The organism is Kribbella amoyensis (assembly GCF_007828865.1).
GTDB lineage: Bacteria > Actinomycetota > Actinomycetes > Propionibacteriales > Kribbellaceae > Kribbella > Kribbella amoyensis.
Genome location: NZ_VIVK01000001.1, coordinates 2,141,218 through 2,156,830, shown reverse-complemented (window position 1 = coordinate 2,156,830; position 15,613 = coordinate 2,141,218). Strand labels below are relative to the sequence as shown.

17 protein-coding genes, 1 tRNA gene and 1 other RNA gene are annotated in these 15,613 nt (G+C 69.8%); 6 read left to right on the top strand and 13 right to left on the bottom strand.

The window, feature by feature from the left end; translation table 11 throughout:
- Positions 1 to 54 precede the first annotated feature (54 nt).
- From FB561_RS10325 to FB561_RS10310, 4 genes are all read right to left on the bottom strand, one after another.
- Positions 55 to 699, bottom strand: coding sequence for a DUF5063 domain-containing protein (locus FB561_RS10325; protein WP_145805446.1), 645 nt, complete (start codon positions 697 to 699; stop codon positions 55 to 57).
- Positions 692 to 1,291, bottom strand: a complete 600-nt coding sequence (gene recR, locus FB561_RS10320; protein WP_145805444.1) for a recombination mediator RecR — start codon at positions 1,289 to 1,291, stop codon at positions 692 to 694. Before recR ends, FB561_RS10325 begins: the two co-directional genes overlap by 8 nt.
- A gap of 1 nt (position 1,292) precedes the next feature.
- Complete coding sequence (locus FB561_RS10315) at positions 1,293 to 1,733, bottom strand: YbaB/EbfC family nucleoid-associated protein (protein ID WP_145805442.1); 441 nt, start codon at positions 1,731 to 1,733, stop codon at positions 1,293 to 1,295.
- A gap of 252 nt (positions 1,734 to 1,985) precedes the next feature.
- Positions 1,986 to 2,453, bottom strand: coding sequence for a carboxymuconolactone decarboxylase family protein (locus FB561_RS10310; RefSeq protein ID WP_145805440.1), 468 nt, complete (start codon positions 2,451 to 2,453; stop codon positions 1,986 to 1,988).
- A 99-nt stretch (positions 2,454 to 2,552) separates the two neighbouring features.
- On the opposite strand from FB561_RS10310, the gene FB561_RS10305 reads away from it, so the two are divergent.
- Positions 2,553 to 3,479: a sigma-70 family RNA polymerase sigma factor gene (locus FB561_RS10305; RefSeq protein ID WP_145805438.1), complete on the top strand. Its 927-nt coding sequence runs from the start codon at positions 2,553 to 2,555 to the stop codon at positions 3,477 to 3,479.
- A 10-nt stretch (positions 3,480 to 3,489) separates the two neighbouring features.
- On the opposite strand, the gene FB561_RS10300 is transcribed toward FB561_RS10305, so the two are convergent.
- The 6 genes from FB561_RS10300 to ffs form a co-directional block, all read right to left on the bottom strand.
- Entirely contained in the window at positions 3,490 to 6,342 is a 2,853-nt protein-coding gene (locus FB561_RS10300; RefSeq protein WP_145805436.1) for a DNA polymerase III subunit gamma and tau, read from the bottom strand.
- Between the two features lie 54 nt (positions 6,343 to 6,396).
- Complete coding sequence (gene rfbA, locus FB561_RS10295; protein WP_145805434.1) at positions 6,397 to 7,278, bottom strand: glucose-1-phosphate thymidylyltransferase RfbA; 882 nt, start codon at positions 7,276 to 7,278, stop codon at positions 6,397 to 6,399.
- Between the two features lie 50 nt (positions 7,279 to 7,328).
- Entirely contained in the window at positions 7,329 to 8,954 is a 1,626-nt protein-coding gene (locus FB561_RS10290) for a long-chain fatty acid--CoA ligase (protein ID WP_170284622.1), read from the bottom strand.
- Positions 8,955 to 9,006: 52 nt separating this feature from the next.
- Entirely contained in the window at positions 9,007 to 10,179 is a 1,173-nt protein-coding gene (locus FB561_RS10285) for an acyl-CoA dehydrogenase family protein (RefSeq protein ID WP_145805432.1), read from the bottom strand.
- A 40-nt stretch (positions 10,180 to 10,219) separates the two neighbouring features.
- Positions 10,220 to 11,035: an ammonia-dependent NAD(+) synthetase gene (nadE, locus tag FB561_RS10280; protein WP_145805430.1), complete on the bottom strand. Its 816-nt coding sequence runs from the start codon at positions 11,033 to 11,035 to the stop codon at positions 10,220 to 10,222.
- Between the two features lie 99 nt (positions 11,036 to 11,134).
- Positions 11,135 to 11,231, bottom strand: an RNA gene (ffs, locus tag FB561_RS10275) — signal recognition particle sRNA small type.
- A 68-nt stretch (positions 11,232 to 11,299) separates the two neighbouring features.
- Between ffs and FB561_RS10270 the strand changes: the two genes are divergently transcribed.
- Complete coding sequence (locus tag FB561_RS10270) at positions 11,300 to 11,911, top strand: LLM class flavin-dependent oxidoreductase (protein WP_170284621.1); 612 nt, start codon at positions 11,300 to 11,302, stop codon at positions 11,909 to 11,911.
- 38 nt (positions 11,912 to 11,949) lie between these two features.
- A complete protein-coding gene (locus tag FB561_RS37830) occupies positions 11,950 to 12,117 on the top strand; it encodes a hypothetical protein (protein WP_170284620.1) in 168 nt (55 codons plus the stop codon).
- On the opposite strand, the gene FB561_RS10265 is transcribed toward FB561_RS37830, so the two are convergent.
- Positions 12,106 to 12,378, bottom strand: coding sequence for an SET domain-containing protein-lysine N-methyltransferase (locus FB561_RS10265; RefSeq protein WP_272952579.1), 273 nt, complete (start codon positions 12,376 to 12,378; stop codon positions 12,106 to 12,108). The genes FB561_RS37830 and FB561_RS10265 overlap by 12 nt on opposite strands.
- A gap of 147 nt (positions 12,379 to 12,525) precedes the next feature.
- On the bottom strand, positions 12,526 to 13,170 hold the full coding sequence (locus FB561_RS38955) for a CatB-related O-acetyltransferase (RefSeq protein ID WP_145805424.1): 645 nt from the start codon (positions 13,168 to 13,170) through the stop codon (positions 12,526 to 12,528).
- 81 nt (positions 13,171 to 13,251) lie between these two features.
- Here FB561_RS38955 and FB561_RS10255 point away from each other — a divergent pair.
- Positions 13,252 to 13,336: transfer RNA gene (locus tag FB561_RS10255), tRNA-Ser, on the top strand.
- Between the two features lie 179 nt (positions 13,337 to 13,515).
- The gene (locus tag FB561_RS10250) at positions 13,516 to 14,010 is read left to right on the top strand and encodes a hypothetical protein (RefSeq protein ID WP_145805422.1); all 495 of its coding nucleotides are present in this window, start codon (positions 13,516 to 13,518) and stop codon (positions 14,008 to 14,010) included.
- A gap of 229 nt (positions 14,011 to 14,239) precedes the next feature.
- On the opposite strand, the gene FB561_RS10245 is transcribed toward FB561_RS10250, so the two are convergent.
- Positions 14,240 to 14,695: a hypothetical protein gene (locus FB561_RS10245; RefSeq protein ID WP_145805420.1), complete on the bottom strand. Its 456-nt coding sequence runs from the start codon at positions 14,693 to 14,695 to the stop codon at positions 14,240 to 14,242.
- 127 nt (positions 14,696 to 14,822) lie between these two features.
- Between FB561_RS10245 and FB561_RS10240 the strand changes: the two genes are divergently transcribed.
- Positions 14,823 to 15,581, top strand: a complete 759-nt coding sequence (locus FB561_RS10240) for an SAM-dependent methyltransferase (protein WP_145805418.1) — start codon at positions 14,823 to 14,825, stop codon at positions 15,579 to 15,581.
- Positions 15,582 to 15,613: the final 32 nt, after the last annotated feature.

The following is a 15,613-nucleotide window of genomic DNA, read 5'->3' as shown; positions in this document are numbered from 1 at the left end:
GCCGCGACCGAGGCCACACGGTACCGACGGGTGGGGTCCTGCGGAGGGTCCGGGTCAGCGGCGCTGGACGGCTTCCTCGGCCACCTCGACCAGTTCGCGGTCGGTGGCCTCGGTCTCGGCGTCGTGGGCCGGCTCCAGCCGGTCGTGCGCGATCAGCGACTGGATCGCCCGCAGCACGGCGCTGGCGGCCGCGCCCCAGGTGGAGACGTAGGAGAACTGCCACCACCACAACGCCTCGATGACGCGGCCGGACTGGTAGTGGGCCAGGCCGTGGACCAGGTCGGTGGCGATCGCGGTGAGGTCGTCGGAGAGCCGGTTGACGGTGATCTCCGGCGGCGCGGCGTACGGGTCGAAGACCTCGGCGTACTCGTCCAGGCCCTCGAACAGCACGGCCAGCCGGTCCCGCATCGCGTCCAGGTCCGGATCCGGACCCGCGTCGCTCTCGAACCGCTCCTCGGGCACGAAGTCCTCGAAGGCGCCGAGCCGGCCGCCCGCGAGCAGCAGCTGGCTCACCTCGAGCAGCAGGTACGGCAGTGAGGCGAGCCCCTCGTCGACGCCGTCCTCGTCGGGTTGCGCGGCGATGTCGCGGACCGAGATCAGGAAGCTCTGCACCTGGTCGGCGATCTGTTCGGCGAACTCCGTCAGGTCTTCGTTGTCGGTGTCCAGCGCACGGTCCGCAATATCGGTGAAATCAGTCATCGATCGATCGTCGCCCTTCAAACGCCCGTCCGAGTGTGACCTCGTCGGCATACTCGAGGTCTCCGCCTACAGGTAGTCCACTGGCCAAACGAGTGACACGCAACCCCATGGGCCGCAGCAACCGGCTCAGGTAGGTCGCGGTCGCCTCGCCTTCCAGGTTCGGGTCGGTGGCGAGGATGATCTCGGTCACCTCGCCGCTGGCCAGCCGTTGCATCAGCTCGCGGATCCGCAGTTCGTCCGGCCCGATCCCCTCGATCGGCGAGATCGCGCCGCCGAGGACGTGGTACCGGCCGCGGAACTCGCGGGTCCGCTCGATCGCGACCACGTCCTTGGCCTCCTCGACCACGCAGATCAGCGCGAGGTCACGGCGCGGGTCACGGCAGATCCGGCACTGCGTCTCCTCCGCGACGTTGCCGCAGATCTCGCAGAACTTGACCTTCTCCTTGACCTGGATCAGCACGTGGGCGAGTCGCCGGACGTCCGCCTCGTCGGCGGCCAGCAGATGGAACGCGATGCGTTGTGCGGACTTCGGGCCGACGCCGGGGAGCCGGCCGAGTTCGTCGATGAGGTCCTGGACGGCCCCTTCGTACACGTCAGCCCGGGTTCTGACCGGATGGACCGGCCGGGCCGCCGGGCAGGGTGAACCCGATGCCGCCGTTGCCGGGGGCGTCGTCGGCCGGGCCACCGAGCCCGGGCAGACCGCCGCCGAGACCACCGGCCAGCGGGCCCATCGCGCGGGTCGCGACCTCCGTGGCGTTCTCGGAGGCGTCGCGGACCGCGGCCACGATCAGGTCGGCCAGCGTCTCGGTGTCGTCCGGGTCGACCGCCTGCGGGTTGATGGTCAGGCTGAGCAGCTCGCCCGTCCCGGAGACCAGCGCGGTCACCAGCCCACCGCCCGCGGTGCCCTCGACCTCCTGGTTCTCCAGGTTGGCCTGCGCCTCCATCAGCTGGTTCTGCATGGCCTGTGCCTGCGCGAGCAGGTCGGACATGTCGAAGCCGCCAGCACCACCCTGTGCCCCGCCACCGTCGAACACCGCGATCTCCCGTCGGACTGCTTCCGCTTGCCCCGAGCCTAGCCGGTCCGCCCGACAACCCCAGCGGGAGGCTTCGGGCCGGCGGAAACCGATTGGTGTCCACGTGAGTTCTCCACAGGGTGTGCACCTAGTTATCCACAGGCTGTGGAAGACCTGTGTACTTTCAGCGTGGTCCCAGCGGCCGCAAAAGCTCCACAGATACGGCCCGAACGCTGTGGACGACAGCGTTCGAGCCGTCGGGTGGAGCCTGGTTCAGCCCTGCCAGCTCGGCTGATCCGCCTGCTCGCGGACGGTGACGTTGAGCCGGTTGAAGAGGTTGACGGTGCCGATCAGCAGGATGATCGCGGCCCGCTGCGGCTCGTCGTAGTACTCGGACACCTCGGCCCAGAGCGCGTCCGGGACGGCCTCGTCGTTGCGGTCGGCGAGCCGGGTCAGGTCCTCCGTGAGAGCGAGCGCGGCGCGTTCGGCCGGGGTGAAGTAGGGGGCGTGCCGCCAGGTGGCGACCACGGCCAGGCGTTGGTCGGTCTCACCCGCCCGCCGCGCCTGCTCGGCGTGGCTCTGCGCGCAGGCGGTACAGCCGTTGAGCTGGCTGGCCCGCAGACCGATCAGCTCCAGCGTGGTCCCCGGTACGCCGGCGGAGTTGGAGGCCTTGAGCAAGTACTGGATGCCCTGCATCCCGTCCGGCAGGAGGAAGGCGGGGTTCTTCATGCGCAACTGCATCAGGTGGTCCTCTCGGAGAGGTCGGGCGCCGGGTGGTGTCACATCGGCGCGGTTTTCGGGGTCAGTGCTGTGACCCCACCCGACGGAGGAACGTGACCGATGGACGAAAGAGATTTCCTGGCCGCCCGGTTCGAGGACCATCGGCTCCGGCTGCGCGCGGTGGCGTACCGGATGCTCGGTTCGCAGGCCGAGGCGGACGATGCCGTCCAGGAGACGTGGTTGCGGCTGAACCGGTCCGACCCCGGCACCGTCGACAACCTCGGCGGCTGGCTCACGACCGTCGTCGGCCGCGTCTGCCTGAACATGCTGCGAACCCGGACCCGGCGCCGGGAGGAGTCGCTCGAGGTGGTGGGGCCCGCAGAGGTCGGTGGCGTGCAGGATCCGGAGCAGGAGGCGTTGCTGGCCGACTCGGTGGGCGTGGCGCTGCTGGTGGTTCTGGAGACGCTGACACCGGCCGAGCGACTCGCGTTCGTGCTGCACGACCTGTTCTCGGTGCCGTTCGAGGAGATCGCGCCGATCGTCGGGCGGAACCAGCTCGCGACCCGGCAGCTGGCGAGCCGGGCGCGTCGGCGGGTTCGGGGTGCGGTGGATTCTTCGGTGGATGCGGCCGGGTCGCTGTCAGCGGAGGAGCCGTTGCCGACGGGTGGGGTGGATGCGGCGATCGAGTTGATCCGGCAGCGGGAGGTCGTCGAGGCGTTCCTCGCCGCGGCGCGCGGTGGGGATCTCGAAGCGCTGGTCGCGGTGCTGGATCCCGAGGTGGTCGTGCGGACCGACGGTGGCCCCTGGGCGGGACGGGAGCTCCGCGGGGTACGGGTTGTTGCCGACGGGGCGGCGACGTTTGTTCAGGTGGCCGAGCTGACGCGGGTCGCGCTGGTCGACGGCGCACTGGGGGTCGCTGCGGGCCAGGGTGGGACGATCGGATCCGTGGCGGTCTTCACGTTCGCCGCGGACAGGATCGTTGCCCTGGACATCATTTCTGCGGCGGAACGCCTTACTGGGTTGGAGATTGTGCTGCTCGACCGCTGAGGGCGCTGCCTCAGTTGGAGTCTTCGGTGATGAGCTGGGCGCCGAGCGCCTCGCGGAGGAGGTCGGTGTGCGTGAGGTTGTCCTCTTCGAGCACCATGTCGTCGTCGCCGATGACCTCGGCTTCCTCTTCTGGCGTCATCGGAGCCTCGGGGGCCGGACGCTCGGCGGTCAGGCGCGCGCGCTCGGCCTGCTCCGCCGCGACCGCGGCCTCGGCCGCCCGCCACTTGCTCGCCACCTGGTCGCCGGACGACGTCGGCCCGTTGGACGGTTTCGATCCGTCGGTGGATCGATTCGTGGTGCCGCCTGCGGGGGTCGGTGCTCCGGTACTCGCGGGGTTGGCGGTCGTGTTCGCAAGGTCGGGGGTGGCGGCGTTCGACTGCGCGGCTTGGGTGGAGGGCTGAGCTTCGGTGGGCTGGCTGGGCGTCGAGGGCACGGATCCAGCTGATGGGGAGGCAGCCGAGGCGCCGGAGGGCTGTGGGCCAGCAGGCTGTCCGCCGGGCGAGGAGGACGGTGCGCCGGCGGACGCGGACTGGTCGCTTGCTGGGCTGGATGCAGCGGAAGCGTCCTGGCCACCGGAGTCGTTCGTTGCCGCGTGGTTCGCACCCGGGCCGCCTGCATCGGCGGCTGACTCTGCTTCGGCCGACGGGGTCGCGGTGCTTGAGCTGCTTGAGCTGCCCGAGTTGCGTTGCTGATCCCCCGCGTCGCTTGTCGCGGGGGTCGCGGCGGGTGGCTGTGCTGGGCTGCCCGCGTGGGCGGCGGGGCCGGAGGTTGGCTCGTTGCCGGTGGGGCCTGGGGCCGGCTGGTCGGGGGCCGGCTGGTTAGGGCCTGGCTGGGACGACGGGGCGTCGGTGGGCTGGTCCCAGGAGGAGTTCTGGCGGGGTGGTTGGTCCCAGCTGGAGTTGCTGGGGCCGCCGCGTGGTGCCTGGGGTGGGGTGGAGCCGCCGCCTCCGCCGCCGCCCGCGCCCGGGTCGGTGGAGGGGTCGACGACTGCTTCGACCCGGCGGTTGAGGCCGATGGTGTCGATCAGGGCCTGGCGGAGGATCTCGTCGCTGCCGGAGCGGGCGAAGCTCTCGCGGGCGCCGGCGTTGACCAGGCCGAGGGTGAGGGTCTGGTCGTCGATGGCGATGACCTGGGCGTTCTGGCTGAGCATGATCCAGGCGAAGCGGCGCTTCGTCTTGACCGCCTCCAGCACCTCCGGCCAGAGCCGCCGGACGTCGGCCAGCCCGACGGAGCCGGACGATGGCGGAGCAGCCTGCGCCGGAGCCACCGAAGCCGCCGCCGGGCTCGCAACCTGAGCGCCACCCTGGGTACCACCCTGCTGCGGGCTGCCCCAGTCGCTCCCTCCACCCGACGAGCCCGCGCCCGACCGACCCGCGCCGGACTGCTGGCTCGCGCCGGATGCCGCGGCGGCAGGCGAAGGCGCTCCCGCGGTCTGGGCGGAGCCGTCGGGGGGCGAGAACGCTGCCTGCCCGGCGCCCGCGGTGCTCCCGGAAGATGTCGTGGCACCACCGCCCGGCTGTGCCGAGACCGGCGGGGCCGTCGCAGCCTGCGCCGCGCCGTGCTCGGCGCCCGGGTGCGCCGTACCGGCTTGGTCGGCACCCGCTTGCCCAGCTCCTGCTTGTCTCGCCGGGGCTGCGCCGGTACCCGCAGGCGCTGGCTCGGCCGCGCCCCCCGAGGTGGGGAGGGTGCCGGGGGTGATGGTGAGGCGGCGTTCCATCCGGTCGAGGCGGGCTTGGATGCCGTTGGTGGAGTCGTCGGCTCCGGGGAGCAGGACCTTGGCGCAGATGAGCTCGAGCTGAAGGCGAGGAGCGGTCGCGCCGCGCATCTCCAGCAGCCCGGCGGCGACGATGTCGGCGGCTCGGGTGAGCTCGGCGGCGCCGATGCCGGCGGCCTGGGTCTGCAGGCGCTCGCCCTGGTCCTCGGCGGCTTCGATCAGGCCGGAGGTGACCGCGTTCGGGACGGCGGAGAGGATGACCAGGTCGCGGAGCCGGCGGAGCAGGTCCTCGGCGAAGCGCTTCGGGTCCTGGCCGGTCTCGATCACCTTTTCGATCGTCTCGAAGACCGCGCGGCTGTCGTGCGCGGCGAACCCGTCCACGCAGGCGTCGAGCAGCGAGTCCGGGGTGAACCCGAGCAGGTCGACGGCCAGCTCGTACGTCACGCCCTCCGGGCCCGCGCCGCCGATCAACTGGTCGAGCACGCTGAGCGAGTCCCGGACCGACCCGGCGCCGGCGCGGACCACCAGCGGCAGCGCGGCCGGGGCGATCGCGACGCCCTCCGCCTCGCACAGGGTGGCCATGTAGTCGCCGAGCAGCTTCGGCGGGACCAGGCGGAACGGGTAGTGATGGGTGCGGGACCGGATCGTCCCGATCACCTTGTCCGGCTCGGTGGTCGCGAAGATGAACTTGAGGTGCGGCGGTGGCTCCTCGACCAGCTTGAGCAGGGCGTTGAAGCCCTGCGTGGTCACCATGTGCGCCTCGTCGATGATGTAGATCTTGTACCGGCTCTCCACCGGTGCGAAGAAGGCGCGTTCACGCAGGTCGCGGGCGTCGTCGACACCGCCGTGCGAGGCCGCGTCGATCTCGATCACGTCGATGCTGCCGGGACCGCCGCGGGCCAGGTCGGTACACGACTTGCAGACGCCGCAGGGCTCCGGGGTCGGGCCCTTCTCGCAGTTGATCGCGCGGGCCAGGATCCGGGCGCTGGTGGTCTTGCCGCAGCCGCGTGGACCGGAGAACAGATAGGCGTGGTTGACCCTGTTGTTGCTCAGCGCGTTCCGCAGCGGAGCGGTGACGTGGTCCTGCCCGATGACCTCGGCGAAGGTCTCCGGGCGATACCGGCGGTACAGCGCAAGGGGTGCTTCCACGACGGCCACCCTAGCGTTGCGCCCCGACAAAACCTCAGCCCAGTACGGCCGGTCTCAGCCGAGCCGCCCGGCTTCCTCGTCGAGCAGGCCGAGCAGGTAGTTCCCGTACCCGGACTTGGCCAGCGCGTCGGCGCGGCTCTGCAGCCCGGCGTCGTCGATGAACCCGCGGCGCCAGGCGATCTCCTCCGGGCAGCCGATCTTCTGGCCCTGCCGCATCTCCACCGCGCGGACGAACTCGCCCGCCGCCATCAGCGAGTCGAAGGTCCCGGTGTCCAGCCAGGCGGTCCCGCGCGGCAGCACCTCGACCTGCAGCCGCTTGGCGTCCAGGTACACCTCGTTGACCGAGGAGATCTCCAGCTCGCCGCGGGCCGACGGCTTGATCTCCTTGGCGATCTCGACCACGTCGCTGGAGTAGAAGTACAGGCCCGGCACCGCATAGTTGCTCTTCGGCTGCTTCGGCTTCTCCTCGATGCTCAGCGCCCGGCCCTCGGCGTCGAACTCGACCACGCCGTACGCCGTCGGGTCGGCCACCCGGTACGCGAACACGACGCCGCCGTCGACCTCGTTGAACGTCTGCAGGTGGACGCCGAGACCGGGGCCGTAGAAGATGTTGTCGCCGAGGGCGAGGGCGACCGGCTCGTCAGCGATGAACGACTCCCCGATCAGGAACGCCTGGGCGAGTCCGTCCGGGCTCGGCTGGACCGCGTACGAGATGTCCATCCCGAACTGCGACCCGTCGCCCAGCAACCGCTGGAACTGCGGCGCGTCGTCCGGGGTGGTGATGACCAGCACCTCGCGGATGTTCGCCAGCATCAACGTGGACAGCGGGTAGTAGATCATCGGCTTGTCGTACACCGGCAGCAGTTGCTTGCTCGCTGCCATCGTGAGCGGGTGCAAACGCGTGCCGGAGCCGCCGGCCAGGATGATCCCTCGCATGCGACCGCACTGTACCGAGGATCCCGGGCCATGCCACATCGGCGACTGGTTCACTCCAGGCGGTAGTCGGCGAAGCGGGTGCGGAGGTCCTTCTTGGAGAACTTGCCGACCGACGTCTTCGGGACCTCTTCGATGAACTCGACCGCGTCCGGCAGCCAGAACTTGGCCACCAACGGCTCCAGGTACGCGAGGATCTCCTCGCCCGTCACGGTCTCGCCCTCCTGCAGGACCACGCAGGCCAGCGGACGCTCGTCCCACTTGGGATGCGGTACGCCGATCACGGCGGCCTCCTTGACCGACGGGTGGGCCATCAGCAGGTTCTCCAGTTCCACCGAGCTGATCCACTCGCCACCGGACTTCACCAGGTCCTTCGTCCGGTCCACGAGCCGCACGGACCCGTACTGGTCGATGGCGGCCACGTCGCCCGTCTTCATCCAGCCGTCGTCGGTGTTCAGCGTGACGCCCTCGTCGGGACGGTAGTACTCGGCCGCGATCCACGGGCCGCGGACCTGCAGCTCACCGGTGGCCTCGTCGTTCCACGGCAGCGGCGTCGTCGATCCTGGTTCGACGATGCGCACCTCCACACCGGGCAGGGCCTGACCTTGACGGGCGCGCAGCTGGGCCTGCTCCTCCTCGGGCAGTCCCTGGTCCCGCTCGGGAACGTGGGACGCGGTGGCGACCGGGCTCGTCTCGGTCATCCCCCACGCCTGCAGGATCGGCTTGCCGAGCTTCTCCCGGAACGCCTCCGACAGCGCCAGCGGTACGGCGGAACCACCGCACGGGATCCGCCGGAGCTTGGGCAGCTCCACGCCGTCGAGCAGCGGGAGCAGTCCCTGCCAGATGGTCGGTACGCCCGCGGACAGCGTGACCTCTTGCTCCTGCATGAGTTTGAGGATGCCCTGCGGCGACATGTCCGGGCCGGGGAACACCAGGCTCGCGCCGGCCATCGGTGCGGCGTGCGCGAGTCCCCAGGCGTTCGCGTGGAACATCGGGACCACCGGCATCACCGTGTCGGTCTCGTGCAGGCCGATGCCGGCGTTGGTGAGGACGCCGATCGAGTGCAACCAGGTGGACCGGTGGGAGTACACGACGCCCTTCGGGTTCCCGGTGGTGCCGCTGGTGTAGCACATCGCGGCGGCCTGGTTCTCGTCCTCGACGTGGAACTCGACCGGCTCGGCCGCGGCCAGCAGCTCCTCGTAGTCGTGGAACCGCCCGTCGTCCGGTACCTCGGTCGCGGGGGCGCCCGGCGGCAGGTCGTCCATCACCACCACGTGCCGGACCAGCGGCATCCGGTCCAGCAGCGGGAGCAACAACCCGAGCAGCGACTTGTCGACGAAGACGACCTCGTCCTCGGCGTGGTTCGCGATGTAGACGACCTGGTCGGGGAACAGCCTGATGTTCAGCGTGTGCAGGACCCGTCCGGTACACGGCGCCGCGAAGTACAGCTCCAGGTGGCGGCCGGAGTTCCAGGCGAAGGTGCCGACACGGCCGTCCGGGCTGATGCCGAGCGTGTCCAGGACGCCGCCGAGGCGTCTGGTCCGCTCGGCCCACTCGGCGTACGTCAGCGTGGTGGGCGCGGGACCGCCGGTGTGCACGGTCTTGTCGCCGAAGAACTGCTCGGCCCGCCGGAAGATGGTGTCCAGGGACAGCTGGTAGTCCTGCATCAGACCCTTCATGGGCCCACTTTGCCAGCGTTGCTGTCAGCTTGGCCACGCCCGGCGCGCCGGATCAGTGGAAGTGGGCGCCCGGTTTCCGGAAGCCGCGGAGCAGGTCGCGGGCGATGATCAGGCGCTGCATCTCGTCGGTGCCCTCGAAGATCCGCCAGAGCCGGACCTCCCGGAACCACCGCTCGATCGGCAGCTCCTTGGTGTACCCCATCCCGCCGTGGATCTGCAGCACCCGGTCGGCCACCCGGTTGACCGTGTTTGTGCCGTACAGCTTCGCGATCGCGCTGTCGTGCTGCGGATGCCGGCCCTGGTCGACCACCCAGGCGGCGTACAGGACGAGCCAGCGAGCGGCTTCCAGTTCGACCTCGGAGTCCGCGATCATCCACTGGATCGCCTGGTTGTCGCCGATCGGCCGGCCGAAGGTCTCCCGGGTGTTCGCGTGCTCGATCGCGAGCTCCAGCAGCCGTTCACAGGCGCCGATGCCGCGGGCGGGGATCAGGTACCGGCCCTTCATGATCCACTGCATCGCCAGCTCGTACCCCTGGCCGACCTCGCCGAGCACATGGTCCTGCGGCACCCGGACGTCGTCGAAGGTCAGCGTGGCCGGGACCGCCTGGCCCATCGTCACGATCCGCCCGGACGTCCAGCCGCGGTCCCGGTCGACCAGGAACGCGGTGAACCCACCCTTCGGGCCGAGCTCCGGGTCGGTCACCGCGATCACGATCGCGAAGTCGGCCTCGTTCCCGCCGGTGATGAAGGTCTTCTCGCCGCGGATCACCCAGTCGTCGCCGTCCCGCCGCGCCGTGGTCCGGATCGCGCGGGTGTCCGACCCGGCCCCGGGCTCGGTGATCGCGAAACAGGACCGCCGTTCGCCGGCGATCGTGGGCACCAGGTACTCCGCGCGCTGCCGCTCGTCGCAGTGGTACAGGATGTTGTCGGCCTCGCCGCCGAACGAGAACGGCACGAAGGTCCGGCCGAGTTCGCTGGTGATCAGCGCCTGGTCGACCGCGGGCAGCGCCATCCCGCCGTACTCCTCGGGCGTGCCGAGGCCCCAGAAGCCGAACGACTTCGCCTTCGTCCGGAGCGCGCGGACCACGTCGGACTCGAGGCCCGGCAGCCCTTCGCGTTCGCGGCGGAGGACCTCGTCCTCCAACGGCATCAGCTCGCGGCGGACGAACTCCCGGGTGGTGGACCGGATCGCCTGCTGCTCGTCGGTGAGCGAGAAGTCGACCATCACGCGCCTCCGTCCGTCGGGATGCCCCCCGACGACGACGTTAGACGGCGAGCGGGACCGCGCGCTTGTGCACGGTGCGTCGGTGGTACCCGATGATCGTCTCGGCCGCCTGGTCCTCGATCTCGTGCCCTTCGAGGAAGTCGTCGATCTGGTCGTAGCTGACCCCGAGCACGGTCTCGTCGGGGACGCCCGGGTTGTTCGTCTCCAGGTCCGCGGTCGGGACCTTGCCGGTGATCTCCGGGGCCGCGCCGAGCTGGGCGCCGACCGCGCGGACCCGGCGCTTGGTCAGGCCGGACAGCGGGGTCAGGTCGCAGGCGCCGTCGCCGTACTTGGTGAAGAAGCCCATCACCGCCTCGGCCGCGTGGTCCGTGCCGACGACCAGGCTGCCGCGGGCACCGGCCACCGTGTACTGGGCGATCATCCGCTGCCGGGCCTTCACGTTGCCGACGTGGAAGTCCTCGCGGTCGCCGAGGTCGGAGTGCCGGACCGCTTCGACCATCGCGTCGGTGGCCGGCTTGATGTCGACCGTCAGCGTCTCGTCCGGCCGGATGAACTTGAGCGCCCGCTGCGCGTCGTCCTCGTCGTGCTGCACCCCGTACGGGAGCCGCATCGCGACGAACCGCGCCGACCCGCCCCGCTCGCGGACCCGTTCCACGGCGAGCTGACAGAGCCGGCCGGCGGTACTGGAGTCGACGCCACCGCTGATCCCGAGCACGTACCCCGAGGCGCCGGTGCGATGCAGCTGGTCGGCCAGGAAGGCGATCCGGCGCTCGATCTCCAGCTCCGGGTCGAACGACGGCGTCACGCCGAGCTCGTCGATGATCAGTTCCTGCAGGTAGCGACGGTCCTCGCTCATCGGTCTCCCTCGGCGTCGGCGTGGAGCATCAGTATCTGATGCCGCCCAGCCTCGCCGACCGGCGGGCGTCCCCCACGGCCGGTCCGGGACTCGGACACAAAAAAGGATTCCCCGCGCACCCGGAAGAGCTCACTTACCCTTGCTGCCTTCCGGCCCTGGGGGGTTTGGGCGAGATACCGCCACGCGGGGAACCAGCCAAGAGTGTACGGGATGACCGGGGCGCGAGCAGAATCCGGGGTTGCCGACCCGGCCTACCGTGGCAGGGTGAGCACACTCTCCTTCGGCCCGTTCGGCATCACGACCGGGCTCACCAGCTCCCCCGAGTCCCTGCAGGCGGCGGCCGTCGCCGAGCAGCTCGGGTACCCCGCGATCTGGCTGTCCGGCGGCCCACTGCCCGGCCTGCAGACCATCGTCGACCTGGTCCGGGCGACCAGCTCGATCCGCTTCGTCAGTGGAATCCTTGCCGTCGACACCTACTCGCCGACGGATGTCACCGCGACGTACCAGGCGCTGGAGACCGAGCACCCCGGCCGCTTCACCGTCGGACTCGGCGGCGCGCACGGTCCTCGGCCGCTCGGGACGCTGACCACCTATCTCGACCAGCTCGACGACGTACCGGTGGATCATCGCCTGCTCGCCGCGCTCGGTCCGAGGATGCTGGAACTGGCCCGGGACCGCACGGGCGGCGCGTACCCGTTCCTGATCACGCCGGAGTACACGGCCGAGGCGCGGCGCATCCTGGGCGCCGACAAGCTGCTGTCGGTCTCGCACCTGGTCGTCGTGGAATCCGATGCCGACCGGCTCGCGCGATCGCCCGAGAACCGATCAGTTCCTTCGTCACCCTGCCGGGCTACGCGGCCTCGCTGCGCCGGATAGGCTTCACCGAGTCCGACCTCGCCGAGCTCCCCGATGCGATGGTCGACGCGCTCGCAGCGTGGGGGACGCCGGCCGACATCGCCGCCAAACTCCGCGAACACCACGCCGCCGGCGCGGACCACGTCGCCGTCAACGTCCTCACCGGGGTCACGGGGCCGCAGCCGGTCGAGCAATGGCGCACACTCGCCCCGGTGCTACTCGGCTGACTTCCGCTGGCGTTCGAGCAACGCGGGGATCCAGTGGTCGCCGTACCGCTGCTGGAGTTCCTCGCGTTGCCAGTCGTCCCCGGTGACCTTGCCGCGGCACAAGGGTGAGCCGCAGCGGCAGTCCAGCGCGTACTGCGTACCGGTGCTGGTGCCGTAGTCGCTGGTGATCTCCTCGCCGGTCGCGATGTCCCGGCGGGCCGTCAACGTGACCGCGTCCACCCACCAGGTGTTCGGATCACAGCTGTGGTTGCCATAGGCAATTGCGGGCCGTGGATCCGTCGGCAGGACCAGGTGCTCGTCGTCGGCCAGCGTGATCGTGTCGACCGGTGGATTCCGCAGCAGCCGCTCGAGCTCGGCGGTGCGGGTCCGACTCGATCAGCTTCTGGACCGCCGCCACGTCCTCCGGCGCTACCGGGCGGATTTCCACGCCGCCTCCAACGCATCCACGTCACCGGCCATGATCACCCGAACGTGCTCCGTGACCAGCTCGACCGGCCAGTCCCACCACGCGATCTCGAGGAGCCGCTCGATGTCGTCCTCGCTGAACCGCTTGCGAATCAGCTTGGCCGGATTCCCCCCGACGATCCCGTACGCCGGTACGTCGTCCACGACCACGGCCCGCGACGCCACGATCGCCCCGTCCCCGATCGTCACGCCCGGCATCACCGTCGCGCCGTACCCGAACCAGACGTCGTTCCCGACTACGGTGTCCCCACGCCCCGGCAACCCGGTGATCAGGTCGAAGTGCGCGCTCCACGCCCCACCCATGATCGGGAACGGGAACGTCGACGCCCCGTCCATCCGGTGGTTCGCCCCGTTCATGATGAACGTGGTCCCCTCCCCGAGAGCGCAGTACCTCCCGATCCGCAGCTTCTCGGGCCCGTAGTGGTACAGCACGTTCTTGGTCTCGAAAGCCGTCGGATCCACCGGGTCGTCGTAGTACGAGTACTCCCCGACCTCGATCAACTCCGACCGCACCACCGGCCGTAACATCACCACCCGCTCGACCCCGTCCATCGGATGAACCCGCAGCGGATCCGGCACACTCTCCATCCACCCGACCCTAGACGCACCCACCCACGCCCCGCCCCCCGATTTCACCCCCACCCCCTCCGTCCCGTATCCTCTCGCCTTGGAGGATTCGCCTAGAGGCCTAGGGCGCACGCTTGGAAAGCGTGTTGGGGGCAACCCCTCACGAGTTCGAATCTCGTATCCTCCGCCGCTCCCTCGGAGTCGCAAAACCACAGGTCAGACGGTGGTTTCGGGCTCTACAGGGATGAGTTGGGAAGAAGGCCGGTCGCATCCGCGATCGGCCTTCTTCTCGTTCGGTGTCCTGTCAGTCCGGAGCCATACCTGCGAGCCTGGGACCGCAAGAGACCTCGAGCGCCAGGAGGAGCGATGTCCGAGGAAACGATGGAGCGCGTGGTTCAGGAGGCTCTGACTCGCGACGGGATCACCGATCAGGTCATCGCCGCGGGCCAGTTCAACCCCCGCGGCCAGACCGGCTCGCTCTTCGCCGGCGGTTTGGTGAGCGGCAGCTTGGGCGAAGTCGGTGGCTCGGCAGGTCAGGCCGTCGGAAACGTCGCGGGCGGGATCGGTGGCATGCGCGCGAACGCGGCCGCCCACGGGATGCCCGAGTTCATGCTGGTCGGAGTGACCGCCGATGGGGTGTACGGCTTCGAGGGCCGGTCGCGCAGCAAGGAACCCGGCGCGATGGTCTTCAAGGTCTCAAGGGCAGGGCTGGAGGTGAAGGTCCACCAGCGAGTGAACGTCAGGGTGCTCGAGCTGATCCATCCCGAGACCAACTCGCGGATCGAACTCGAGGGCGGCAGGCTGCCGCTAACCCATTCCAAGGACGTGATCGAAGCACTGGCTCACGGCGACACCGTCTAGCTGGGTGCCCTGAAGAGCGGGCGGTTCGAGATGCGCCCCGCGTGGGTGTCGAGCAAAGTCAGGCACGAGAACCCCACCGGCACCCTCGTCGGGGGGCGTCGTCCTCCCCCCGCCTCTGTCTCGACCTGCACCGCTGACAGCGCCGAACAGGCTCCCCCACACCGGGGGAGCCTGTTCGCGTGGGTGCCCCGGTGTGGGGGAAACCGGAGCCAGTGAGGAGCGGTGTTCGTCAGCTGGCGAGGCCTGTGCAGCGGGCGTTGCTGCAGGCTCGCATTGGGCTGGGGGCTCCTTCCCACCAGGTGATGGTGTTCATCCAGATGGGGAGCACGCCGCCGGTGGTGTTCTTTTTGTAGCCGGCCAGGTGGCCGGCGGCGGTGCGGAGGGTTACGTTGCTGCCGGAGTTCAGCAGGGCCTGGGCGTGGTAGCCCCGGCGGGTGCCGCCGGTTCCGTTGCAGTACCAGAGCCGGATGGTGTCGCTGTGGGCCCTCGCGGCCACGCGGCACGGCGAGGCGGCGACCGCGGCGGCTGTGGTGGTTGAGCCGGTCGTGCTCGTTGCCGCTTGTGTCGGTGCGGCGACGAGTAGTGCTCCAGCGGTCAGTCCCGCGGCTGCCAGACCTGTCGCGATGATCGATCCCCGAGTCATCTTGTCCCAATCGGTAGACGTTGCCTGTTCTCCGCAGTACATCGGGCCGTACTTTCAGAATGCTTTCAATCCGGTCGAAAGGGTCCTGCGGTTTCACCCATGATCGGGAGTCGGCTCGAGGCCCAAAACCGGTTGCCTGGGTGTGACGTCGAAACAAGACTGCGGCGGCATGGATGACGATGAGCTCGATGGTCTGTTGAAGAATGAGCGCTACCCGCGATCCGGGCGGTATTCGGGGCGGTGGATGGTCGACGGGGTGATGGGGCCGAACGCCGTCTGGCAAGCGGAAGCCTTGGGCGAGGTCATCCCGCTGGAGGCGGGCATGCGAGTGCTGGACCTCGGCTGTGGGACGGCGCTGAGCTCGATCTTTCTGGCGAAGGAGTTCGGGGTCGAGGTGTGGGCCACCGATCTGTGGGTGAAGCCGGACGAGAACTGGGGACGGATCGTCGACGCGGGAGTCGAGGGGCAGGTCCATCCGGTCTCCGCGGAGGCGCATGAGCTGCCGTTCGCGGACGGGTTCTTCGACGCGGCGATCAGCATCGGGGCGTACCACTACTTCGGGACCGACGATCTCTACCTCGGGTACTTCTCGCGGTTCTTGAAGCCCGGTGGGTGGATCGGGATCGTTCAGCCCGGCCTGGCCGAGGAGTGTCCGAGCTATCCGCCCGCCGGGCTCGAGGAGTACTGGCATTGGGATTTCTGCGCGTGGCACAGTCCGGACTGGTGGCGCCGGCACTGGGAGAAGACCGGTTTGGTGACCGTCGATCTGGCGGATCGGCTGGCCGAGGGTTGGCGGGACTGGCTGCACTGGAACGAGGTCTGTGATCGCGACAGCGAGGCACCGCAGTGGGAAGCGGACATGCTTCGCACTGACGCCGGCCGGTTGCTCGGATTCACCCGTGTCGTCGCGCGCCGCAACCCGGAATGACAAAGCCCGGGCATGCACAGTCCGGTACCGGC

Coding starts and splice junctions, on each gene's coding strand:
- FB561_RS10325 (WP_145805446.1), bottom strand. CDS start 699: ATGACTGATTTCACCGATATTGCGGACCGTGCGCTGGACACCGACAAC.
- FB561_RS10310 (WP_145805440.1), bottom strand. CDS start 2,453: ATGCAGTTGCGCATGAAGAACCCCGCCTTCCTCCTGCCGGACGGGATG.
- FB561_RS10305 (WP_145805438.1), top strand. CDS start 2,553: ATGGACGAAAGAGATTTCCTGGCCGCCCGGTTCGAGGACCATCGGCTC.
- rfbA (WP_145805434.1), bottom strand. CDS start 7,278: ATGCGAGGGATCATCCTGGCCGGCGGCTCCGGCACGCGTTTGCACCCG.
- FB561_RS10290 (WP_170284622.1), bottom strand. CDS start 8,954: ATGAAGGGTCTGATGCAGGACTACCAGCTGTCCCTGGACACCATCTTC.
- FB561_RS10285 (WP_145805432.1), bottom strand. CDS start 10,179: ATGGTCGACTTCTCGCTCACCGACGAGCAGCAGGCGATCCGGTCCACC.
- nadE (WP_145805430.1), bottom strand. CDS start 11,035: ATGAGCGAGGACCGTCGCTACCTGCAGGAACTGATCATCGACGAGCTC.
- FB561_RS37830 (WP_170284620.1), top strand. CDS start 11,950: ATGGTCGACGCGCTCGCAGCGTGGGGGACGCCGGCCGACATCGCCGCC.
- FB561_RS38955 (WP_145805424.1), bottom strand. CDS start 13,170: ATGGAGAGTGTGCCGGATCCGCTGCGGGTTCATCCGATGGACGGGGTC.
- FB561_RS10250 (WP_145805422.1), top strand. CDS start 13,516: ATGTCCGAGGAAACGATGGAGCGCGTGGTTCAGGAGGCTCTGACTCGC.
- FB561_RS10245 (WP_145805420.1), bottom strand. CDS start 14,695: ATGTACTGCGGAGAACAGGCAACGTCTACCGATTGGGACAAGATGACT.
- FB561_RS10240 (WP_145805418.1), top strand. CDS start 14,823: ATGGATGACGATGAGCTCGATGGTCTGTTGAAGAATGAGCGCTACCCG.